Here is a 24,215-nt window from a genome sequence, read left to right on the forward strand (position 1 = left end):
TCTTGCAGAAAAACTGCAAGACTTTTTGTTTTAAAGCAAGCTCATTTCTGTATTTTTGCCTCATGTTAACACAACGCCAATTATTTCTGCAACACAATGCGCAAACATCGCCAGAGCCCTTAATGCTGGAATTCGTGAGGGCAAAAGGTGTTTATATATATGATTCGGCTAATAAAAAGTACTTGGACCTGATAGCTGGCATAGGCGTAAGTAACATTGGTCATTGTCATCCCTCGGTTGTAAAAGCGATACAGGAACAAGCCGAAACTTACATGCATTTAATGGTTTATGGAGAATACATTCAAACACCTCAGGTAAATTTCGCAAAGGCTTTAGCTGATATTTTACCTGAAAACTTAAGTTGTAGTTATTTCTTAAACTCAGGTACGGAAGCCGTTGAGGGTGCAATGAAGCTCGCGAAACGCTACACCGAAAGAAAAGGTTTCATCGCCTGTAAAAATGCATATCATGGCAGCACACAGGGTGCAGAAAGTTTGATGGAAAGCGACTTTTACTCTTCGGGTTATGGACCATTTTTACCGTATGTTAGCTTTATTGAGCATAACAATATATCCGATTTAGAGAAAATTACCACCGACATTGCAGCTGTTTTTATAGAACCTATACAAGGCGAAGCGGGTATTCGTGTAGCTGATTTGGAGTATATGCAGGCTTTAAGAGCTAAATGCGATGAAACAAAGACCCTGCTTATTTTCGACGAAATTCAATCTGGATTCGGCAGAAGCGGAAAAATGTTTGCATTCGAACATTACAATGTAAAACCAGATGTCTTACTTTTAGCCAAAGGGATTGGTGGGGGTATGCCCATTGGCGCCTTTATCAGTTCGCTGGAAATCATGTCAGTTTTATCTTATGCTCCTATACTTGGCCATATGACCACATTTGGTGGCCACCCTGTTTGCTGTGCAGCAGGGTTAGCCACTTTGAACACCTTAATAGAAAATAAAATCGTTGATGAAGTTCAAGAAAAAGGCCAACTTTTTAAACGACTACTTATACATCCGGCCATAAAAGAAATAAGAGGTAAGGGTTTAATGCTTGCGGTGGAATTCGAAAATTTCGATGTCAACAAAAAAATTATTGATGCCTGTATTGTAGATGGCATATTATCAGATTGGTTTTTACATTGCAGCAACTCCATGCGCATCGCTCCTCCCCTGATTATTACAAAATCTGAAATTGAAGAAGCATGTGCCATCATCGTAAAAAACATTAACTTAGTTGTGGATAAAAGCTGAAAGACTAAAGCTAAAAGACTAAAGTGAAAGCAAAAGCTTAAAGACCAGCATATTACTAAAATTCCAAAATTAAGGACGTAGTCCTGGGTATGCAAATGTTGGCGGCCTTGATGCTTAATACCGAATACTTAATACTATATTAATACCCTACACTACAATGAACGTTTTAATTGTTGAAGACGAAAAAAGCCTTGCACTCGAAATGGATGAGTTCCTTAGTAAGGAAGGTTTTATAATCGAACATGCCTGGAAAAAAGCCTCTGCAGAAGAAAAAGTTTTCGTTAACAGTTACGACTTTATTTTATTGGATTTAGGGTTGCCAGATGGTGACGGATTTGAAATTTTAAAGCAGCTAAAGTCACTTAAAGACAGAGATGATGCCGTTATCATTTTAACAGCAAGAAGCGCAGTCGATGATAGAATCAAAGGTTTAGATGAAGGTGCAGACGACTATTTGCCAAAACCATTCTCACTGAACGAACTTCTGGCCAGGATGCATGCGATCATCCGCAGAAAACATAAACTCGAAAAAAACGAAGTAAATATTCACGGCTTTTTGCTTAACATTCAAAACAGAACAGTCTCGTTTGCTGATGAGCGATTAAACCTCACCAAGAAGGAATTCGAAATTTTTAACTACCTCGTGCTAAATAAGAACCGGGTTGTTTCGAGAATGAGTTTAACCGAACATGTATGGGGCGATATTCTTGAGGTAAATTCAGATTCCAACTTCGTTGATGTTCACGTAAAAAACCTTCGTAAAAAGTTATTGGCGGTTAATCCTACTGATTGGTTTGAAACCGTCAGGAGCATTGGCTACAGGATAAATTGTTAAATAGTCAGAAGTCGATGTTGGAGGATAGAAGCTTAGAAGTTTATATAGTGCTTAAATCTGTTTAATCACCAGTTGAGAATTTAAGTCAATAATATTGGGTTTTTCGTAAAAAATGAAGTTACAAGTTAAGTTTTCATTATACAATGCGATAACTAAAATCGCCATTATAGTCATTTTAGGATCAATTATATTGTTTTCGATTGATAGAATTGCCTACCATCAGCTTGATAACCGTTTAATTAAAAAAAAAGGAAAAATTATAAAAAACCTTAACGATGCGGAGATTGATAGTTTACTTAATAATGAACAAACGTTTACCGATTATAATATCTTAAAAGAAGAATTCATTATCCTGACAGATATTCCCGACAACCAGGCAGACTCTTCCGCAAAAATTATTACCGAAAGAAGGGAAATTGAGGGAGACATTGAATTTTATCGAATCCTAAACTATAAATTTTTATACCATTCAAACTGGTATAAGCTGGAACTCGGCGAGAGTATGACAGCCTTACAATCCATAAAAAACTCCATCAGGTTTTATATGCTGGTTGTGCTTTTCGCTTCACTGCTTGTTACACTGCTAACTGATTTTGCCTTTACAAATTTTCTGCTCAAGCCATTTTACCTGATTATTGATAAGAAGATTAACAAAGTTGACGATCCAACTCATTTCAATTATCAAAACATAAGAACAAATACTGATGATTTTAAAATTTTAGATAACAGTATAAATTCTTTAATGCGCAAGATTAACACACTTTTTGCATTAGAGAAACAGTTTATAGCGAATGTGTCTCACGAGCTTTTAACACCCATTTCAATCTTGAGTACAAGGTTTGAGAATATGTTGAGTACGCCTGATATTCCTGTTGAGCATGAGAATAAAATCTTTGCATCTCTCAAGACGCTCAGTCGCCTGAAGGTTATTATCAACAGTTTGCTCTTAATCTCTAAAGTTGAGAATAATCAATATTTAAAAACCGAAAAAATAGATCTGCAGGATGAGCTAAATGATATCTATAGTGATCTCGAAGATAAAATTTCAGATAAAAACTTAAAATATACCATTGACTTGAAAGAAGACTTTTATTTTAAAGGTAACAAGGCGCTGGTACATACGCTGCTGACAAACATCTTAAGTAATGCAATTAAATACAATAACAGTGGCGGTGAAATACATGTCGTTGGCAAAACAGAAGATCATAATTTCAATTTAACCATAAGCGATAATGGAAAAGGTATGAGCCATGAAGTGCTTGAAAATGCTTTCGATCGTTTTAAAAGAGGAAATACCGAAGAAAATGGTTTTGGTTTAGGTTTAGCCATTGTAGATAGTATTGCTAAATTCCATAAAATAGAAGTGAAAATCCGTTCAGTTGAAAATGAGGGCACAAGTGTAAACTTAATTTTCCCTGAAGCAGATTGAGCAGATAGGCGAAACAATTAGCCATGCCAGACCAAATATTTCAACCAACTCATTAACGAGATCAGTTTAGGGTTAATCTTCATCTAGACAAAGAACTGGATCAAAAACGTATTGAACAAGAGTCTCCGCAGAACCGGGCTAAATAGACACATTCACAAAATCAGTTGTGCTGCCTTAGTGGACACGCCAATAACCGCATTCTAATAGTATAAAACTGGTTTATTATATAATAGCAGAAGCTTATAATTCAGAGCCCAACTTGACCAACACATTAAATAACCGACAAGATTTGCTAAAAATACTTGACAGAAATACATTGTAGTTTATAATCCTCTTGCCGGCGATAGCATTTTGCTCAACCGAAAAATTGTTGCTATTAGTATTATTAAAGTGCTCTTTAATACGACTTTGGTTTTAACATATCAATTAAAATTATTTAAGCATTTTTTTTATCTTGCTGAGCATTTATAAAGCAAACCAAATACATGAAGAAACTAATTTTAGCAAGCGCAATTATTGCTTCGTTTGTAACCTCTTGCCAAAGCGATAGTAAGAAATATACTACTGTAGACTCTACAATAATGAGTGAACAACAAAGGGATTACAAAATACCAGACGAATGTTTTACTTACGATGACAAGAAAGGGAGCACTGGAAAACTTCTAATCTATGGAACTGGTGCTGATAGAGTTTTGGGGCAGCTAAGTTACAGTGTTGATGGTAAAGATAAAAATAGCGGTGATTTTTATGGGTACATGAAGGGCGACACGATTATCGTAGACTATAAGTTCCAATCTGAAGGTGTTTATTCTCACCGTGAAGTTGCTTGGGTGAGAAAAGGCGACCAGCTTTTAGAAGGTTATGGAGCTACAAAGGATGTTAATGGCGATGTCAAATTTCAAGACGTTAAAAAATTAACTTTTGGTAAGTCTATTATTTTTGATAAAACAGATTGTAAATAATTGCATTGACTATAAATTTTCAAAACGCTCCCAGAAGCCATCAATAGGAAGCTTAGCAAAAATATTTACAGGTTCTTTTTTTACCGGATGCAGAAATTGCAACCTGCGGGCGTGAAGGCAGATACTGCCTTTCCTACTTCCCCTTGGGTAGCCATATTTATTATCACCAACAATAGGACAACCCATTGAAGAAAGCTGAACCCTGATTTGATGTGAACGCCCAGTAAGTGGATCAACTTCAAGCAAAAAATAATCGCCAACCTGCGCAAGCAACCGATAAGAAAGTTCGGCTCTCTGCGAACCCTGTACCTCAGTATTGTAATGGGTAACAACATTTTTCTGGGGATTTTTCACCAGCCAATGAATCAATGTTCCTGATTCTTTAGCCGGTTTATTTTTCACAACAGCCCAATAGGTTTTCTTTACCTCCCGGTTTTTGAAAACCGCATTCATTCTTTCCAGCGCTTTACTGGTTTTAGCGAAGAGAATTACGCCACTGACAGGCCTGTCTAAACGATGAACAACGCCTAGAAACGCACCGTTCGGCTTGCTGTATTTCTTTGCCAGGTATTTTTTTATTTGTTCATCTAAAGGCTCGTCACCGGTTTCATCAACTTGTACAATATCTCCCGCCCTTTTGTTTATTGCAATCAGGTGGTTATCTTCAAAAAGTATATCCTTATCGGTAATTGGCATATTAGTTATGGGTTAGCAGTTGTGCGTTGCAGGCTTTAAACCGATAACTACAACCTTTAACAAGGTATTTAATATTGTTCTTTGTCGTTAGGAAAATCGTTGGCCTTTACATCACGAATGTAAGATTGAGCAGCATGCAAAATATCATCATACAAATTAATATACTGACGCAAAAAACGAGGTTTAAATCCTTTGGTTAAACCAATCATATCGTTTACAACCAGAACCTGGCCATCGCAATCGGGTCCTGCGCCAATACCAATCGTAGGAATCTGCAAACTTTCCGAAACCTCTTTACCTAAAGTAGCAGGGATTTTCTCTAACACAATACCGAAGCACCCCGCAGCTTGCAAAGCCAGAACATCAGATTTCAGCTTATTAGCTTCCTCTTCCTCCTTTGCCCGCACAGTGTAAGTTCCAAATTTGTATATCGATTGCGGTGTTAAACCCAAATGGCCCATTACTGGTATGCCAGCTGTAATGATGCGTTGAACTGATTCTATAATTTCTTCACCACCTTCTAATTTTACACCGTGTGCTCCTGATTCTTTCATAATTCTAATCGCAGAATTCAGGGCTTCTTTAGAATTCCCCTGATACGATCCAAAAGGCAAATCGACTACAACAAATGCACGTTTTACCGCTCTGATAACTGATGCAGCATGATATATCATCTGGTCTAAAGTAATGGGCAAAGTTGTTTCATGGCCCGCCATAACATTCGAAGCCGAGTCTCCTACCAATAAAACGTCCAACCCGGCGTCGTCAAGGATGGTAGCCATCGAGTAATCGTAGGCGGTTAACATGGATATTTTTTCACCACGTATTTTCATCTCTTGTAAAATATGTGTGGTGACGCGTTTTATTTCTTTGTGTACCGACATGAATTCATTTTATTTAGCCAAAAGTATCGTTTTTTCTTTAAAAAATCTGAAAGACTAAAACTTAAAGACTGTAGCTTATATACGCTGTATCTAAATCTTATGAATCCTTAATCTTTCCCTTAAAGCTTCAATATTTAAAAAATCTTTTTAGATTACCAATCCTAAACCCTATCTTTGTACCCCGAAATGAAAGGGATTTATTCATCTTTTTTTGCACTCTGCAAAAACGGCTTTAATGCCGAAAACCACCCTTTTTTAAAGTCTTTTTTAAATCAAAATTCATATTGTAATTACCATGACTAACTACATCAAGTTACCTGCGATTTTATTACTTGCCGACGGCACAGTTTTCCACGGCAAAGCGGCCGGAAAAATTGGTACCACAACGGGCGAAATTTGTTTTAATACCGGGATGACAGGTTATCAGGAAATCTTTACAGACCCAAGTTATTTTGGTCAGATTATGGTAACTACAAATTCGCATATCGGGAATTATGGCATCCAGAAAGAGGAAATTGAATCTAGTTCGATAAAAATTGCCGGTTTGGTTTGTAAAAATTACAATATCGTTTACAGCCGTAAACAAGCAACAGAATCGATTCAGGATTATTTTCAGAATGACAACCTTGTTGCAATTTCAGATATCGACACCCGTGCCTTGGTTCGCCACATCAGGGATAAAGGCGCAATGAATGCCATCATCTCTTCGGAGATTACGGATTTAGAAGAATTGAAAAAGAAGTTAGCTGAAGTTCCTTCTATGGAAGGCTTAGAGCTTTCATCTAAAGTGAGTACGACAGAACCTTATTTTTACGGCAATCCGGATGCAAGCTTAAAAGTTGCAGCTTTAGATTTAGGCATTAAGAAAAACATTCTTCGCAGTTTTGAAAATCGTGACATTTACGTTCAGGTTTTTCCGGCAAAGACAAAATTTGCGGAAATGGAAAAATTTAGTCCTGATGGTTATTTCATTTCAAATGGCCCCGGCGACCCGTCGGTAATGCCGTATGCGGTTGAAACAATTAAAGAAATCTTAGCAGAAGACAAACCATTGTTCGGTATCTGTTTGGGTCACCAGTTATTGGCTGAGGCAAATGATATCGGTACAATGAAAATGTTTAACGGGCACCGCGGTTTAAATCATCCGGTTAAAAACATCATTAAAAACCACTGTGAAGTAACTTCTCAAAATCATGGTTTTGGCGTTATCCCGGATGAAGTTAGAAACTCTGATAAAGTCGAAATTACTCACGTAAATTTAAACGACAAATCTATTGAAGGCATTCGTGTTAAAGGTAAAAAAGCATTCTCAGTACAATATCACCCAGAATCTTCACCAGGCCCACATGATTCCCGTTATTTGTTCGATGATTTTGTCGACGTAATGAAAGGCGATCTAGTTTGGTAATTTTTAGCAGGAAGAAAAAAGCTTAAAAACTAAAGTAAAATACGACAATCTGCGAATCTTAGCTACGCATAGCCATGGATTCGCAGATTTTGTTTTTAACCAAATCCACCTTTTGAAAACATCATCTCACCGACATTTTAACAGTTTGCAACTAAATTCATTTTCTAATCATTGAAAGCTTCTTACATTCGCAATATGGAAACAAAAAAAGCCATTATCAGTGTAACAAACCTGGTAAAAAACTATGATGATTTTGCAGCTGTACAAAATTTAAGTTTTGATGTTTATGAAAATGAAATCTTCGGGTTACTTGGCCCCAACGGTGCCGGAAAAACAACTACACTCGAAATAATTGAAACTTTAAGAGATAAAACTTCTGGTGAAATTATTGTTGACGGCTTTTCGGTTGATAAGCAGGCTAACGAGATTAAGCAAATTATCGGAGTTCAGTTACAGGCAGCAGGTTATTACCCTAATCTTAACCTTATTGAACTAATTGAACTTTTTGCAGGACTTTATGGCGCCAATATCAAGCCAATGGACATGCTGGATAAAGTAAATCTTCAGGACAAAGCCAAAGCTAAATACAAAGCGTTATCGGGTGGACAAAAACAACGCTTCTCTATTGCTACAACGTTAATTAATCAGCCAAAAATTGTATTTCTTGATGAGCCAACTACAGGACTGGATCCTCAAGCCAGGCGCAATCTCTGGGATTTAATTACAGAAATCAGGAATAACGGAACAACAGTCGTAATAACCACGCACTATATGGATGAGGCAGAACAACTTTGCGATCGTGTTGCCTTTGTAGAGCGGGGAAAAATTATAGCCTTAGATACGCCAGATAATTTAATAGACAAACTTATTGCTTCTGGATTTGAACGTAAAAAAGAGGTTAAAAAAGCTAATCTGGAAGATGTGTTTATCGATCTAACGGGTAAAGAGTGGAGAGAATAATCTCGCGACCTTCACAATGGGCGATTATAGACCAATGCACAAACCTTCCATTAATTGAATAACCATATTTAGATAGATTCTTATGCACGAAGACATAAACGATAGAAATTCAAACTCCCCTTTAGGGTCTGGGGGTTACAGCAACACAACAGCAACATTAGCACTAGCAAAAGCGAGTTTTCGCTCCATTATGCGGAGCCCTTCAGCAGTGGTTTTTACCTTGGCTTTCCCTTTGATATTTATTTTAGTTTTTGGCTTCCTAGGTGGTGGCGGAACACATATTGATGTAGGTATCACACCAGGATCGGACATAAATAATCCTGTTATTGGCATGCTGGAAAAAACCGGCATGATTCGGTTGGTGAAAGACAAATCGAAAGTGGAATATGATAACCTGCTGGAAAAAGGGAATGTTGATGCAATGATAGATGTTCACAGGAAAGTAAATTCTGTTGCATACTCAGTTAACGTTGTTTATACGTCCGCGTCGATGGACAAAGGAAATATCTTAAAGTCTGTTCTAAATAACCTTTTCTATGATAAAAAATTAAAGCCATCAGTTGCTGAAATTAAGGAAAGTACTGTTCATGGACGAGAGTACAAAACCATCGACTTTATATTACCAGGCCAACTGGGTTTCTCTTTATTAAGTACTGGCGTATTTGGAACGGCCTTTGTATTTTTAAGCCTGCGTCAAACTTTAGTGATTAAACGCTTTTTTGCGACACCGGTGAAACGTTCCAGCATTGTTATAGGTGAAGGTATTGCAAGAATAGGATTTGCCTTAATCGGAGCCTTGTTTATCATCGTATTGGGTCATTTTTTCTTTGGATTTACATTAGTACATGGCGTTTTAACAGTTGTCAACATGCTCCTCCTGGCAACTTTGGGTGTAATTGTTTTTATGGGTTTTGGTTTTATTATTTCCGGAATTGCAAAAAATGAAAGCATGGTACCACCCATATCTAATATCGTAACCCTGCCTCAGTTTCTATTGTCAGGAACTTTTTTCTCTATAGAGGCGTTCCCAAAATGGCTACAGCCCATCAGTAGGGCTTTACCCTTAACTTATCTGAATGACGCCATGCGTAAGGTCGCTTTCGAGGGCTTAAATCTGTGGGATGTTAAATTCCAGATAATGATTTTAATAATCTGGGGGATTGGTATTTATGCGGTTGCCGTAAAAGTGTTTAAATGGGAATAGTTAACGCACGGACAATCAATTCCACTTATTTATTTTATAACTCTAATGTACCAACCCAATAACATAGCATAAGTTATCGGATTTTTAATATCGGATAAAATTATTTAAATTCAATCCGATATTAATATATTTGTGTATGTGGAATATTGATCTTAGCGATATTGAAGAACTACAGCCGCAATTGGACAGGCTACTGGAGAAAAAAATGAAACTAGATTCATCTCGTCCATTGCCGAACAGTGCCTTACAGCGGATACGAACTGACATAAGTTTAGAATGGACTTATAACTCTAATAGTATTGAAGGCAATACTTTAAGCCTAACGGAAACGCAAATGGTTTTACAGGAGGGAATAACCATCAAAGGCAAATCATTGATTGAGCACTTCGAAGCGCATAATCATGAAAAGGCAATTGATTATTTATATACACTTGTCAATGAAAGTTATGTATTAAGAAGCATCGATATTCTTTCTTTACACGGTATGGTTTTACGCAGTATTGAAGATGATTTTGCTGGTAGTTTAAGAAATGGCGGCGTTCGTATCATCGGCGCAAATTTTACCCCACCAAATGCTAACAAGGTTTCTGATTTACTAGAGGAGTTGATTTCTTATGTAAATGAGAATACAAGCGGGTTAAACGATATATTATTATCAACCATTTTTCATCATAAAATGGTTTGGATTCATCCGTTTTTTGATGGAAATGGTCGTACTGTACGTTTAGCAATGAATTTACTTTTAATGCGGAAGGGCTTTCCGCCTGCTATTATTTTAAAAAACGATAGAAAAAAATATTATGAAGCACTTAACCAGGCAAATAAAGGCAGCTACCATAAACTTTATCTATTGATGTTACAAGCTCTGGAGCGCTCGCTAAATATTTACCTAAACGCAATGCCAGGTAATACTTATGGCGATTACGAACCTATATCACAAATTGTTTCCGAACCTGACTTTAAATATGGGCAGGAATATATCAGCCTTCTTGCTCGCCAGGGCAAAATAGATGCCTATAAAGAAGGAAGAAACTGGCTGACTACTAAAACGGCTATTAATAATTACGTAAAGAACAGAAAACGCGATCGTTAATTCAAAATTGATAGCCTATTGCGGATCAATTAAAGTGCTGCCTTAACTAAGAATGGCAAAATTTCCTTTTGAAAACTCACAAAGTTTTTGCGCACATCAGAATCGCTGACCGAAGTAAAAGCAAATGAAAAAACAATGCTTTTGCTGGCTTTTAATAAAAATGCTAAACCTTCCCTCCTCGCAGGGTTATTTTTAAAGTTATCCAATTGAAGGTATGCTGCCAGCAACAAGGCCTCCAGTTGATCGGAAAGATGCTTTAAAAACTCTTGGGAATTCGCATTTTCACGAACAAAATCCCAACCGATAAACTCATTACATGCGGTAAAAGAAAGCCGGCTGGTTTTCATGACCAGCGCTTTTAAATGCTCTTCTTCAGAACCATAACTCACCTTGTTGTGAAGTATTTCGTACAAATTCTGGTCGAGGTAATCCATTAAAATGCTATCGAGAACCTGTTCTTTACTCTCGAAGTATTTATATATCGTTGCTTTTGCTATTCTAGCTTTCTTTGCAATTTCGTTTACACTTGTTTTGTGGTAACCATACTTTCTAAAAAGCTCCTTAGCTGCTTTCTTTACAGTTTCCTTAATTTTTTCGGCTTCCATTCTAATTCGTTACGTGTAAATTCAGGCCGGAAATGGCCACTGTGTATGACTTTAATGCCCTGACTGCTGGCGCCTTTACCGGGCTTCCGTCTTCCAATAAAAATTTGGCACCCGAGCAGGGATCGGTTACAGTTAAGGTCGGATCGTCTAAAGTTACGGCACATTTCTGTTCAGGATTTACTGTACTGCAACGATCAAAAGCAGCATAACCATTATCCGTTCTCCGGTACAACACCAATCCTGCAATTCCATAACCACTAATTAAAACGGCACCTCCAGGACTACTTAGTCTGCTTAAACGCGGATCAGTCAGTGGTAAACTGAAATTAACGGCAACATCCGGAATAAAGCTCGTATCTTTTCCACAGCTTGAAAGTAAAAGAGATATGAACAATAAGCTGTACAGGTATTTCATAATTAAATTAAAGCAGATTTAAATTGCTTTAAAAAACGAACATCGTTTTCAGAGAACAATCTTAAATCCTTAATCACATATTTCAGATTTGCAATCCGTTCAATACCCATACCAAACGCAAAACCACTATATTTTTTTGAATCGATGCCACAGTTTTCGAGAACATTTGGATCGACCATCCCACAACCTAAAATTTCTACCCAACCGCTATATTTACAAAGCTGGCAACCTGCGCCATTACAAATGGTACAGGAAATGTCCATTTCGGCAGAAGGCTCAGTAAATGGAAAATAAGACGGTCGGAAACGGACTTTTGTGCCTTCCCCGTACAATTCCTGTACAAAATAAAACAAAGTTTGTTTTAAATCAGCAAACGAAACATTTTCGTCCACATACAGGCCTTCTATCTGATGAAAAAAGCAATGTGCCCGTGCGGAAATAGCCTCGTTACGGTAAACACGCCCAGGCATTATCGCCCTGAAAGGCGGCTGTCCTTGTTCCATCATTCGAACCTGAACAGACGATGTATGCGTACGCAAAGCAATATCACCTTTCTCGCCTCCTTTTTTAATAAAAAAGGTATCTTGCATATCCCTTGCAGGATGTTCTTGAGGAAAATTTAAAGCCGAAAAATTATGCCAGTCGTCTTCAATTTCGGGCCCCTCAGCAACCGTAAAACCTAGCTTTGCAAAAATCTCCACAATTTCCCTGCGAACTAAAGCCAGCGGATGGCGGGCGCCAATCTCAAAACCTTCACCTGGCAGGGTTAAATCCAGCGCATGTTCCGTTACCTGTGTTTCATTTGCTTCAATAGCTTCTTTTAAGGTTAAATATTTAGATTCCGCAAGTTGTTTAAATTCATTAAGGACTTTTCCTAACGATTTTTTCTCTTCTACAGAAACAGATTTAAAGTCATCAAATATTTCTTTGATAATACCTTTACTGCCCAAATATTTTATGCGAAACTGCTCTAATTCATCTGCCTTTTCAGTTACAAAGGCATTAATTTTTTCAGTGTATTGTGTTATTTTATCCTGCAACATGGCTTCAAATATACGGCAAATTATCTTAAAATTTAAATGTGTAGCGGTTCAAAATATCTGTTTACAATACCATTATAAAAGAAAATGAACTCGAAACAAAAAAGCCGCAAACTCTTGCGGCTTTAAAAATAATATTTGTTTACAGGAATTAAATCACGCCCAGTTCTTTTCCAACTTTGGTAAAAGCAACAATGGCTTTATCCAAATGATGTTGCTCATGAGCAGCTGATAACTGAACGCGGATTCTTGCTTTGCCCTGAGGCACAACAGGATAGAAAAATCCGATAACATAAATCCCTTCATCAAGCATTTTTGCGGCAAACTCCTGCGCAATTTTAGCATCATAAAGCATTACCGGAACAATAGGGTGAAATCCCGGCTTGATATCGAAGCCTGCTTCAGTCATTTTTTTACGAAAGTACTTTGTATTACTTTCCAGTTTGTCTCTTAATGATGTGGTTTCGCTCAACATATCTAAAACAGCAATCGATGCGCCTGCGATCGCCGGTGCCAATGTATTTGAAAATAAATAAGGTCGTGAACGTTGGCGTAGCATATCAATAATTTCTTTTTTTCCGGAAGTAAAGCCGCCAGATGCGCCACCCAATGCTTTACCTAAAGTGCCGGTGATGATATCAATACGATCTATTACGTTGAAATGCTCATGTGTTCCGCGACCGGTTTTTCCGATAAACCCCGAACAATGAGATTCATCAATCATGATTAGTGCTTCATATTTGTCAGCCAAATCCGCAATTTTATCTAAAGGCGCTACAGAACCATCCATAGAAAAAGCACCATCCGTAACAATAATTCTGTGTCTGCAACCTGCTGCTGCAATTAACTGCTTCTCTAAATCTTCCATGTCCGCATTTTTATAGCGGAAACGTTGTGCTTTGCATAAACGGACACCATCTATAATAGATGCGTGGTTTAATTCATCAGAGATAATTGCATCTTCTGCATTAAACAAGGGTTCGAAAACACCGCCATTGGCATCAAATGCAGCAGCGTATAAAATGGTATCTTCCGTACCTAAAAACTTCGATATTTTAGCTTCAAGTTCTTTATGAACATCTTGGGTTCCACAAATGAAACGTACAGAAGACATACCATAGCCATGATCATCAATTGCTTTTTTAGCAGCTTCAATCACTTTAGGATGAGAGGAAAGACCTAAATAATTATTCGCACAAAAGTTGATTACTTCTGCTCCGCCACTTACTTTTATATCTGCACCCTGAGGGGTTGTAATAATGCGTTCGCGTTTGAATAGTCCTGCGTTTTCAATTTCTTCTAATTCCTTTTGAAGTACGGGCTGTAATGTTTTATACATGAGCTGTTACGGTTGATTTTGACTCCAAAGTTAAAAAAAACGGCGAAAGAAACAGATCGGAAAATGTAAAATGGAAGATGGAATCGAAAAAATCAATTGGCAAAACCATAAGCTTTAACCTTTATTTTTCCTGATTAACAAACTTTAACACCTCACTATATGTATAGTGTAAAAACTTATTCGATATTTATAGCTTAACTGTTCAAACTTATGATAAAATTCTGTACACTCTTAATCTTTTGTTCCCTGACAAACTTTGCATTTTCTCAACAATTCACAGTTTCGGGAACGATAAAAGACATTAGTGGCCAACCCGTTCCTTTTGCATCTGTTTATTTGAAAAATACCACACAGGGAACTTCAGCAAATGTTGATGGTAAATATGAACTTAAAATAAGTAAAGGTGAACATACCCTAAGTTTTAGGGCAGTTGGCTATAAGCAACAGGAACATATTCTTAATGTATCTGCTTCATCAATTTTCAACGTTTCATTAACATCAGAAAACTATACTTTAAACAATGTAACGATTCGGGCAAGTGCTGAAGACCCAGCTTATGCAATTATTCGTAAGGCAATCGCACAGCGTAAAACTCATTTGGAGGAAGTCAAATCTTTTACCTGTGATGTCTATATTAAAGGTGTACAGAGACTGAAAAGTGCTCCAAAAAAATTCATGGGGCGCGACATCAGGAAGGTGATGGAACTTGACACCAACCGCCAAGGCATTATATACTTATCAGAATCGCAAAGTAAATTTAGCTTTAGAAGACCAAATGACGTTCATGAAGAAATGATTTCATCGAAAGTCGCCGGACGTAACAACGCTTTTAGCTTCAACAAAGCGTCAGATTTGATTATTAATTTTTACGATAACTACCTTTTAGAGAATACGCTAAGCTCAAGAGGCTTTATCTCGCCAATTGCTGATAATGCTTTATTTTATTACAAATACAAGTACCTGGGCGAAACGAAGGAAAATGGCGAAACGGTTAATAAAATCGAAGTCATCCCCCGCCGGACTAACGACCCGGTTTTCAGAGGCATTATTTACATCATCAACGATAGCTGGCGCATTTACAATACCGATTTATTTTTAACAAAAAACGCCGGAATTAATTTTATTGATACATTGAGTATTAGTCAGCAATTCACAAAAGTTAAAGACGTTTACATGCCGACGGCAATTAATTTTCAGTTTAACGGAAATGTTTTAGGCTTTAAGTTTGCGGGTTATTATGTGGGGATTTACAGTAACTACGATGTTTCGCCGGTCTTTCCAAAGAACTTTTTTAATGGAGAAATATTAAAAGTTACCAGACTTGTAAACAAAAAAGATTCAGTTTATTGGAACAACAACCGCCCGATTCCCCTCACGCCTGATGAGAAAATAAACTACGTTGTTAAAGACAGCATTGCTAAGCGGAAGGAATCTAAATCCTACCTCGATTCACTTGAAAAAGAAAATAATAAATTTGGAATAGGAAAGCTTTTGCTGAGAGGATATAGCATCAATGATAGATACGATAGTGTTTACATTTCTTTCGATCCGGTTTTGCGCTCCTTAATGTATAACACCGTAGAAGGTTTTGCAATAAAATATGGGATAACCTACCGAAAAGTATTTGGCGACAGGCGTTCGTACAGCATCAGACCAGAGTTGCGCTACGGATTTTCGAATCAAAAATTAACAGGAAGTTTATCGGGTAGTTACTTTTACAATCCTTTAAAAAGAGCTAGCGTTGGTGCATCCTTTGGAAATGGAATATTCGATTTAAACAATTTAGGATCGATGACCTCGCTTGGAAACACCATTAATAGTCTTTTATATGAAAAGAATTTCCCGAAGTTTTATCAGAAGAGCTTTGTGAATATAAACACAACCCGCGAACTCGCAACGGGGCTTCAGGGTTCACTGAGCTTCGATTACACCAGAAACAATACGCTTACAAATACAACTGATTTCAAATTTCTCGATAATAAAGAAAGAGAATTTACTTCAAATAACCCTTTTACTCCTACTACGGAAACACCGCTGTTTCCAACCTACACATCTACAAGCGCAACTGCGAGTCTAACGTACACTTTCGGTCAAAAATACATTACCCGCCCGGATGGGAAATTTTATACAGAATCTAAATTTCCAAGGATAACCGCACTGTACAAGAAAGGCTTTAACGGATTATTAGGAAGCGATGTTGATTATGATTTCGTTAAGGCAGAAATATATCAGGATAGAATTGGCTTAGGTTTATGGGGCTATACTTCGTTCCTGGTTGGGGCCGGAAAGTTCCTAAATAACAGCAGTATGTACTATCCTGAATATAAACATTTTGCCGGGAATATCTCAACTATCTTCCCCCCCAATCTAAGAAAGTTCCAATACCTGGAATTCTATCAATTCAGTACGAACCAACAGTATTTCGAAGCGCACTTGGAACACAACTTTGCCGGCTTCTTCTTAAACAAAGTGCCTTTATTACGCAAAGCAAAGCTTGAAGAGTTTGTTGGTGGTGGCTATTTATCATCGCCGGAAAAAAGAAATTACAAAGAATTTTATTTCGGTTTACAGCGATTGGTTTTAAGGGTGAGTTACGGCTTTGCTTATGATGGTGCTCAAAAAATATCGCAGGGATTTAGGATCAGTTACGGTTTCTAAGCAAAAAGGTAAAAACATAAAGTACAAAGCAAGATAAAGCTTCCTGCTTTTGTCTTTCAGTTAAAAGCATTATCTTTGCCCCGCTTTAAACGCCGTTTGCAACGGTATCAACGCGTTATGAAAAAATATCAGACATTACTTTACTATTGCTACAGTTACATAGCAGATGCAGAACAATTTGCTGCAGATCATTTAAAATTTTGCAAATCATTAGGTCTTGTTGGCCGGATTATCGTTGCCAATGAAGGTTTGAATGGTACCGTTTCCGGGACTGATGAAGCCTGTGAAGCCTACATGAAAGCCATTCATGCTGATGAGCGTTTCGCAAAAACCGAATTCAAAATTGATGCGGTAGAGGAACCCTCTTTCCTTAAAATGCATTGTCGTTATAAATCAGAAATTGTTCATTCCGGCTTAAGGGACACTTCAATTATTAATCCGAATGAGAAAACAGGTAAACACCTTGAACCTGTCGACTTTATGAAAATGAAGGATGATGATGATGTGGTGATTCTTGATGTGCGCTCAAACTATGAGCACAATCTGGGCAAATTTAAAAATGCGGTTACACTTGATATCGAAAATTTCCGCGATTTCCCGGAACAAATAAACCAACTTGCTAAATATAAAGACAAGAAAATCTTAACCTACTGCACAGGCGGTATCAAATGCGAAAAAGCCTCTGCACTCTTACTTCATCATGGATTTAATGATGTTTATCAACTACATGGTGGAATTATCAAATATGGCAAGGAAGCCGGCGGAAAAGATTTTGAGGGCAAATGCTATGTATTCGATAACCGCATCGCAGTTGACGTAAATCATGTAAATCCAACAATCGTTTCTGTATGTTACAATTGCGGAAAAACCACACCGAAAATGATAAACTGTGCAAATCCGGAATGTAATGAACACATCACCCAATGCGATGATTGCGGAAATGAATTACAAGGTTGTTGTTCGGCAGAATGCCTAACGAATCCACGCAGACGCCCGTATGATGGCACAGGTTATTATGTAAAAGTACCGCAGCCAGTTTATAAAAATATTTAAGATAGTAACCGTCGAATTTTAGAGCTTCGGAAAAAGAAAATTCTCTGATTGCACAAGGGTGCCCGTCTGTTTATACAGCCTCTTCGATTATCTTCCCTTTATTTCGTTACTTTGTTCGAAAATTCATTATTAATGCAAAAATTCCTCCGCTGTTTATTTTTTATTCTGTTCTTAGCTTTAAGGCTTAAAGCGGCTGACATAAAAAGCATCGGAGTTCCCTACATTCAGAATTTTTCTAAAGCAATTTATGCGTCAGGAAACCAAAACTGGAGCATATCGAAAGATAAAAACGGCGTAATGTATATCGGGAACGCGGAGGGCTTACTCACATATGATGGTAAATATTGGGATAAGTATAGAATGCCCAATGGGCAAATCGTTCGATCTGTAGCAGCAGACGGGAACGGCAAGATATACACAGGCTGCTTTGGTGATTTTGGTTACTGGTCATACAAAAAGAATAAACTGACCTATACCTCGTTAACACATTTACTCCCGAAGTCAGAACAGCTTAATGATGAAATCTGGAAAATCCATATCTTCGGAAGAAAAGTAATATTTCAATCCTTTAAAGCCATATATTTTTTAGAAAATGGAAAAATAAGCATACTAAAAAATAAGGGTAACTTTCTGTTTTCATATAAAATCGGAAATCGTTTGTTCGTTGAGGATAAAGGTTTATATGAGTTGAAAAGTGGCAAACTCGAATTTATACCCGGAAGCGATGTCGTTTGTAAAACAGGTGTATTATCGATCCTACCATTTAAAGGTGATAAATTATTAATTGGAACCGGTAAAAACGGATTGTTTATCTACGACGGAAAAGCATTCATCCAGTTCAACACACCAGCAAATTCCTTTCTCTCTGCCTTTCAGTTAAACAATGGCACCAAAATTTTAGGAAAATACTATGCTTACGGAACAATCTTAAATGGAATCATCATTATAGATGAGAATGGCAATATTATTCAAAGAATAAATAAATCAAGTGGCCTGCAGAACAACACTGTACTTAGTTTATACAGCGATGACGAACAAAACCTTTGGGCAGGACTTGATAACGGGATTGATCGAATCGAATTGAATTCCCCGCTATATTTCTACTTAGACAAAACCGGGGTTTTCGGGACGGTTTATTCCAGTGTTATCTTCAACAATAAAATTTATTTAGGTACGAACCAAGGCTTATTTTATAGCGATTGGCGGGATGGGACGCAATTTTCAAACTTAAATTTCAAGCTTATTCCTAATTCTCAGGGACAGGTCTGGGAATTAACCGTAATAGATAATCAGCTGTTGTGTGGACATAATAATGGAACCTTTAACGTTGTTGGAGATAAAATTGAAAGCCTGACAAATTATAGCGGAGGCTGGACCATCAAAAAGCTGAACAGCAATCCAAACCTATTAATACAGGGTACATACACGGGGCTGCTGCTCTTTAAAAAAAATACCGCTGGCAAATGGGAATTCTACAAAAAAATAGCCAATTTTAATGTTCCTTCACGCTATGTTGAACAAGATAACAAAGGCGAAATTTGGGTAAGCCATGCCTATAAAGGACTTTATAAACTTAAACTGAGCGCCGATTACAGCACTGTTGTTTCTAACAAATATTACGACAAGAAAAGTGGATTGCCTACAAACTACAACTTAAATTTATTTAATCTTGAAAATCAAATTGTTTTCGCAAGTGATGCAGGTTTCTTTACCTATGATAACTTAAGCGACAAATTTTCCAAATACAATGTACTAAACAGGGCTTTGGGATCCTTTTCATCTTCCAATAAAATCATTAATGCCGGATCAAAAAAATATTGGTTCATTAACCACGGCAAAACTGCTTTGGCTGACTTCAACGTCCCTGGCAAATTAGCTATCGACTCCAACCAATTCAGCATCCTTGATGGTAAAATGGTTCAATACTACGAGAACATCAGTCGGATTAGTGATTCCATTTATTTAATCAGTGTTGATGATGGATTCGTTTTTTACAATGCTGGTCAGAAAATAAAATCACAACCAATTAAAATTCAGACAAATGTATTAATCCGGCGCATTGAAGATATAACAGATAAATATTTCATTATTAGTGAAAACGGAAACGATGGCTCAGAAATCGAAATAAAAAATAGCAGAAATAACATTAGAATTTCTTACTCATTACCTTACTACAGACAATCTAAAATAAAATTTCAATATTACCTAGAAGGGTATTCTAAAGACTGGTCTGACTGGAGTTCCGCAACTCAAAAAGATTTTACAAACCTAAGTAGTGGTAAATATATTTTCAAAGTACGTGCAAAAATAAATGATTCTACTGTTAGTGAAATTACAACGTTCGAATTTAGGATACTTCGTCCCTGGTATTTGAATAACTGGGCAATATTATTTTATGTGATAGTTATTGCGATTGCCTTAATTTTGGGAAAGAAAATTTACGAACGTAAGTTGCAGAAAGACAGTCAGAAAATTAGCGACAGACTACAAGCTGAGCAGGACGAAATTTTGAGACAGGAATCGGAAGCGAACGAAAAACAGATCCACAAGTTGCAAACCGAGAAACTCCAGGCAGAATTAGCTTCAAAAAACCGCGAACTTGCAAATTCTGCCATGACCTTAGTTTATAAAAATGAATTACTCCAAAAATTGAGCGAAGAGATTTTAAAGCTCAAAGATGAAAACGGCAAAAAGCTTGCTGATGAACAAGTGCGCAGAATTCAGAAAGTCATAAACGATGGAATGAACGATGAACGAGATTGGAATTTATTTGAAAATAGCTTTAATGAAGCACATGAGAGCTTTTTTAAAAAGCTGAAAGTTGGGCATCCGGATTTAGTTCCTAACGACTTAAAATTATGTGCATATTTGAGGATGAACATGAGCAGCAAAGAGATGTCATCACTCCTGAACATTACGCTTAGAGGCGTAGAAATCAGAAGGTATCGTTTGCGGAAAAAGCTGAATGTTCCACACGATAAAAACTTAACTGAGTTTTTAATGGAGTTGTAATTCCTGAATCTTCTGTTAAAATCATTTCGGGAACTTGCATTAAATCTAATATTTAACATCGACTTGCTAAAAGTCACGTTTTTTGACTACATCATTACCTCTCCTCAACTTATTTCAATCCTTTCAAAACACTTGGTGTATATTATACACTTGTGTATAGGTAATTAATCAGTTACAAACGCAAAAACTGTGTTTTCAGGCCAATTTAGCAATTGGTATGTAACTTTGAGATACTACACTTTTGGATATGACGTACTAATGTAGAGGTATAATCTCTTGCACAAGCAAAAAAACAACCTGACATTTATATTAACAATTAAACTAAATTTTAATAAAGCATGAAAAGAATCTTTACAAGAATTTCTGTTCTGGCCGTATTTTGTTTACTCGCAATTAACTTAGCATTTGCGCAAAACATTACCGTAAAAGGTAGGGTAACAGATGGAGGAGACAAAACCACCATCCCAAGTGTAAGCGTGTTAATAAAAGGAACACAAAATGGCACACAAACAGATGCATCAGGGGCCTATAGTATCAGCGCTCCGGCAAATGCCACATTAGTATTTCAATACCTGGGTTATACCACTCAGGAAATCCCGGTTAACAATAGAACAACTATTAATGTAGAATTGGCCTCATCATCTCAGCAATTAGAACAAGTTGTGGTAGTTGGTTATGGCACTCAACGAAAAATTGATGTGACTGGTTCAGTAGCCACTGTAAAAGGAGAAGATATTTCAAAGCAGGCTTCAAGTAATGCAGTAAGTGCGTTGCAAGGTAAAGTAGCCGGTGTATCCATTACAAATAACGGCGCACCGGGATCCTCACCACAAATTACAATCCGTGGTACAGGAACTATTTACGGCAATACCGGAATATTGTATGTTGTAGATGGTGTTTGGTATGATGATATCAGCTTCATAAATCCCAGTGATATAGAAAGTGTATCGATTCTGAAAGATGCATCATCACAATCAATTTATGGTATTCGTGCTGCAAATGGCGTTATGTTAGTTACTACCAAACGAGGTAAAACAGGCGAACCAACCATTACATATAATGGATCAGCAGGTTTTAGAGCAGTTACTAATCAGGTGGAGATGGCTAATGCAACTGAATATGCAACCATCATCAACGAATTGTCGGCTTCAAATGGCGCAAATCCGCTATTTGCAAACCCTTCATCCTTCGGTACAGGAACAAACTGGTACAACCAGGCATTCAGAAATGCCTTTCAAACCATTCATCAGGTGTCAGTAAACGGGGGTTCAGAGAAAACCACTTATAACTTTTCATTAGGTTATAATAATGAAGATGGTATTGTTAAAACACAAAACTGGAAACGTTATACGGCAAAGTTATCTAATGATTTTCAAGTGCTGAAATCTTTGAAAGTTGGTTACACCGTTTCAGGAACCTCAATTAATTCAAATGATATTGATGGCGGTATTTTCCGTCAATTATATGCTGCAGGGCCAGTTGTTCCTGTATATTATGCAGATGGAAGTTACGGTGACGCAAACGATTTCAGCTTAGGTGGTGGTAATAACTTTAACCCTCAGGTTACCTTAGATTATTACAACCAGCAATCTAAAAACTATCGTATTAACGGTAATGTTTATGCGGAATTAACATTCTTAAAAAACTTTACTTTCAGAACAAGTGCAGGTGGCGATTTCGGACAGAATGAAGTTAGAGGTTACACGCCGCTTTATGCAGCAACTCAGGGACAGAGGACAACACAAAGTACATTAAGAATTAGCAGAAATGAAACCAGAAACTGGATTTTAGAAAACACCTTAACTTATAAGAACACCTTTGGCGATCACAGCATTACAGTTTTGGCAGGTACAACTGCTCAAAGAAGAAAGTCATATTTTGTAAACGCCACAGCATTTGATGTTCCAAACTCAAGTGACGGCGATTTATATCTTTCTTTAGGTACTGCTGCTACCCGCACTGTGGTTGATGGTGGTAGTTTATCCACTTCAAATTCATACTTCGGTCGTTTAAATTATTCATATAAAGACAAATACTTATTGAATGCCACACTTCGTGGTGACGCTGCATCTCAGTTCTATGGTGGCGGCGATCTTTGGGGTTATTTCCCTGCAATCGGAGCTGGCTGGGTGATCAGTAACGAAGATTTCATGAAGGACCAGAAAGTATTTAATTATTTAAAGCTTAAAGGTTCCTGGGGTAAAGTAGGTAATGCAGGTGTTCCTGTTAACCCAACTACTTTAACTGTGGCACAAGGTGGAAATCTTGTAGCATTCTTCAATGGTGTAGGTTACACTGGTGCAAATGTTAACTCATTAGTTCCTTCATTTTTAAACTGGGAGCGTACAACAGGTACAGATATCGGTATTGAAGCAAGATTTTTAGATAATCGCTTAAGCATCGAAACTGGCGTTTACAACAAAAAAACGGAACAAGCAATTTTCGAAATCCCTATACTGAGTTCAATCGGAACTTCATCAGGCACCTTAGTTGGTAACCAGGCAGATTTCCAGAACCGCGGTTTTGAATTTTTAGCCACCTATGCTGATAAAACGAAAAGCGGCTTTAGTTATTCTGTTAGTGGAAATATTGGCATAAATAATAATAAAATACTATCTGTGGTAACCGGTCAAAATCCAATTTATGCTGGTGGAGCCGGTATTGCTAATGGAGCTTTAGCAACCCGTACTATTCAAGGTGGTGCAATTGGCGAATTTTTCGGATACAAAGTTGGTGGTATTTTTCAAACAGCTGCCGAAGTTGCCGCTTCTGCACAAACTGGCGCTAAACCTGGTGATTTCAGATACGTTGACCAGAATGGTGATAACATTATTGATGGTAAAGACCGCGTAGTTCTTGGTAATCCAAACCCTAAATATAGTTATGGGTTGAACACGACTTTTGGCTATAAAAACTTCGATTTAACATTAGACATTCAGGGTGTTGCCGGAGTTGATGTTTACAATGCGAATGTTGCTTATCGTTTTGGTAATGAAAACTTCAGCAAAGATTTCTATGATAACAGATGGCGCGGAGCAGGTACTTCTAACACCTATCCTTCTGCCAATGTAGGCTCTAATGCAAATGCAGCACCTAACTCTTTCTATGTAGAAGATGGCTCATACATCCGTATAAGAAACATTCAATTGGGTTATGCACTTCCTTCAGTTTTAATGAATAAATGGAAAATGCAAAGAGTAAGAGTTTTTGTTGATGCTCAAAATGCTATAAACATATTCGGCTACAAAGGCTTTACTCCTGAAATCGGCGGTTCGCCAACAAATGCAGGTATCGATGCAAGCGTTTATCCGTTATCAGCAGTTTACAGATTAGGTCTTCAGGTTACTTTCTAATAAATACAGA

Annotated in this window: 18 protein-coding genes; 12 read left to right on the plus strand and 6 right to left on the minus strand. The window is 37.4% G+C overall.

Annotated features, from left to right (window positions below):
* Nucleotides 1–62: 62 nt before the first annotated feature.
* From ASF92_RS14815 to ASF92_RS14830, 4 genes are all read left to right on the plus strand, one after another.
* Entirely contained in the window at nucleotides 63–1,259 is a 1,197-nt protein-coding gene (locus tag ASF92_RS14815; protein WP_056094747.1) for an aspartate aminotransferase family protein, read from the plus strand.
* Nucleotides 1,260–1,416: 157 nt separating this feature from the next.
* The gene (locus ASF92_RS14820; RefSeq protein WP_056094750.1) at nucleotides 1,417–2,094 is read left to right on the plus strand and encodes a response regulator transcription factor; all 678 of its coding nucleotides are present in this window, start codon (nucleotides 1,417–1,419) and stop codon (nucleotides 2,092–2,094) included.
* Nucleotides 2,095–2,206: 112 nt separating this feature from the next.
* Entirely contained in the window at nucleotides 2,207–3,523 is a 1,317-nt protein-coding gene (locus tag ASF92_RS14825) for a HAMP domain-containing sensor histidine kinase (protein ID WP_056094753.1), read from the plus strand.
* A gap of 485 nt (nucleotides 3,524–4,008) precedes the next feature.
* Nucleotides 4,009–4,485, plus strand: coding sequence for a hypothetical protein (locus tag ASF92_RS14830; protein WP_056094756.1), 477 nt, complete (start codon nucleotides 4,009–4,011; stop codon nucleotides 4,483–4,485).
* Between the two features lie 9 nt (nucleotides 4,486–4,494).
* On the opposite strand, the gene ASF92_RS14835 is transcribed toward ASF92_RS14830, so the two are convergent.
* Both ASF92_RS14835 and panB read right to left on the minus strand, forming a co-directional pair.
* Complete coding sequence (locus ASF92_RS14835; RefSeq protein ID WP_056094760.1) at nucleotides 4,495–5,181, minus strand: RluA family pseudouridine synthase; 687 nt, start codon at nucleotides 5,179–5,181, stop codon at nucleotides 4,495–4,497.
* Nucleotides 5,182–5,249: 68 nt separating this feature from the next.
* Nucleotides 5,250–6,065 carry a 3-methyl-2-oxobutanoate hydroxymethyltransferase gene (gene panB, locus ASF92_RS14840; RefSeq protein WP_056094764.1) on the minus strand — a complete coding sequence of 272 codons (816 nt, stop codon included), beginning with the start codon at nucleotides 6,063–6,065 and terminating at the stop codon, nucleotides 5,250–5,252.
* 295 nt (nucleotides 6,066–6,360) lie between these two features.
* Between panB and carA the strand changes: the two genes are divergently transcribed.
* From carA to ASF92_RS14860, 4 genes are all read left to right on the plus strand, one after another.
* The gene (carA, locus tag ASF92_RS14845; protein ID WP_056094766.1) at nucleotides 6,361–7,473 is read left to right on the plus strand and encodes a glutamine-hydrolyzing carbamoyl-phosphate synthase small subunit; all 1,113 of its coding nucleotides are present in this window, start codon (nucleotides 6,361–6,363) and stop codon (nucleotides 7,471–7,473) included.
* 195 nt (nucleotides 7,474–7,668) lie between these two features.
* Complete coding sequence (locus ASF92_RS14850; RefSeq protein ID WP_056094769.1) at nucleotides 7,669–8,433, plus strand: ABC transporter ATP-binding protein; 765 nt, start codon at nucleotides 7,669–7,671, stop codon at nucleotides 8,431–8,433.
* 82 nt (nucleotides 8,434–8,515) lie between these two features.
* Nucleotides 8,516–9,637 (plus strand): ABC transporter permease, encoded by a 1,122-nt coding sequence (locus ASF92_RS14855; protein WP_056094775.1) that lies wholly within the window; start codon nucleotides 8,516–8,518, stop codon nucleotides 9,635–9,637.
* 136 nt (nucleotides 9,638–9,773) lie between these two features.
* The gene (locus ASF92_RS14860; protein WP_056094780.1) at nucleotides 9,774–10,730 is read left to right on the plus strand and encodes a Fic family protein; all 957 of its coding nucleotides are present in this window, start codon (nucleotides 9,774–9,776) and stop codon (nucleotides 10,728–10,730) included.
* Nucleotides 10,731–10,759: 29 nt separating this feature from the next.
* Here the strand turns inward: ASF92_RS14860 and ASF92_RS14865 are convergent, their stop codons facing one another.
* The 4 genes from ASF92_RS14865 to kbl form a co-directional block, all read right to left on the minus strand.
* Nucleotides 10,760–11,335: a TetR/AcrR family transcriptional regulator gene (locus ASF92_RS14865; RefSeq protein ID WP_056094783.1), complete on the minus strand. Its 576-nt coding sequence runs from the start codon at nucleotides 11,333–11,335 to the stop codon at nucleotides 10,760–10,762.
* Between the two features lies 1 nt (nucleotide 11,336).
* Nucleotides 11,337–11,750, minus strand: coding sequence for a hypothetical protein (locus ASF92_RS14870; RefSeq protein ID WP_056094787.1), 414 nt, complete (start codon nucleotides 11,748–11,750; stop codon nucleotides 11,337–11,339).
* A 2-nt stretch (nucleotides 11,751–11,752) separates the two neighbouring features.
* Nucleotides 11,753–12,793, minus strand: coding sequence for a phenylalanine--tRNA ligase subunit alpha (pheS, locus tag ASF92_RS14875; protein ID WP_056094790.1), 1,041 nt, complete (start codon nucleotides 12,791–12,793; stop codon nucleotides 11,753–11,755).
* A gap of 148 nt (nucleotides 12,794–12,941) precedes the next feature.
* Nucleotides 12,942–14,129, minus strand: a complete 1,188-nt coding sequence (kbl, locus tag ASF92_RS14880; RefSeq protein WP_056094793.1) for a glycine C-acetyltransferase — start codon at nucleotides 14,127–14,129, stop codon at nucleotides 12,942–12,944.
* Between the two features lie 210 nt (nucleotides 14,130–14,339).
* Here kbl and ASF92_RS14885 point away from each other — a divergent pair, with 210 nt between their 5' ends.
* The 4 genes from ASF92_RS14885 (at nucleotide 14,340) to ASF92_RS14900 (ending at nucleotide 24,205) form a co-directional block, all read left to right on the plus strand.
* Nucleotides 14,340–16,787 (plus strand): DUF5686 and carboxypeptidase regulatory-like domain-containing protein, encoded by a 2,448-nt coding sequence (locus ASF92_RS14885; protein ID WP_056094797.1) that lies wholly within the window; start codon nucleotides 14,340–14,342, stop codon nucleotides 16,785–16,787.
* A gap of 117 nt (nucleotides 16,788–16,904) precedes the next feature.
* Entirely contained in the window at nucleotides 16,905–17,840 is a 936-nt protein-coding gene (locus ASF92_RS14890; RefSeq protein ID WP_056094800.1) for a rhodanese-related sulfurtransferase, read from the plus strand.
* Between the two features lie 132 nt (nucleotides 17,841–17,972).
* Nucleotides 17,973–20,852 carry a triple tyrosine motif-containing protein gene (locus ASF92_RS14895; protein WP_056094803.1) on the plus strand — a complete coding sequence of 960 codons (2,880 nt, stop codon included), beginning with the start codon at nucleotides 17,973–17,975 and terminating at the stop codon, nucleotides 20,850–20,852.
* Nucleotides 20,853–21,190: 338 nt separating this feature from the next.
* Nucleotides 21,191–24,205, plus strand: a complete 3,015-nt coding sequence (locus tag ASF92_RS14900) for a TonB-dependent receptor (RefSeq protein WP_056094807.1) — start codon at nucleotides 21,191–21,193, stop codon at nucleotides 24,203–24,205.
* The last annotated feature ends 10 nt before the right edge of the window (nucleotides 24,206–24,215 follow it).

The sequence above is a fragment of the Pedobacter sp. Leaf176 genome (genome assembly GCF_001424305.1).
Lineage (GTDB): Bacteria > Bacteroidota > Bacteroidia > Sphingobacteriales > Sphingobacteriaceae > Pedobacter.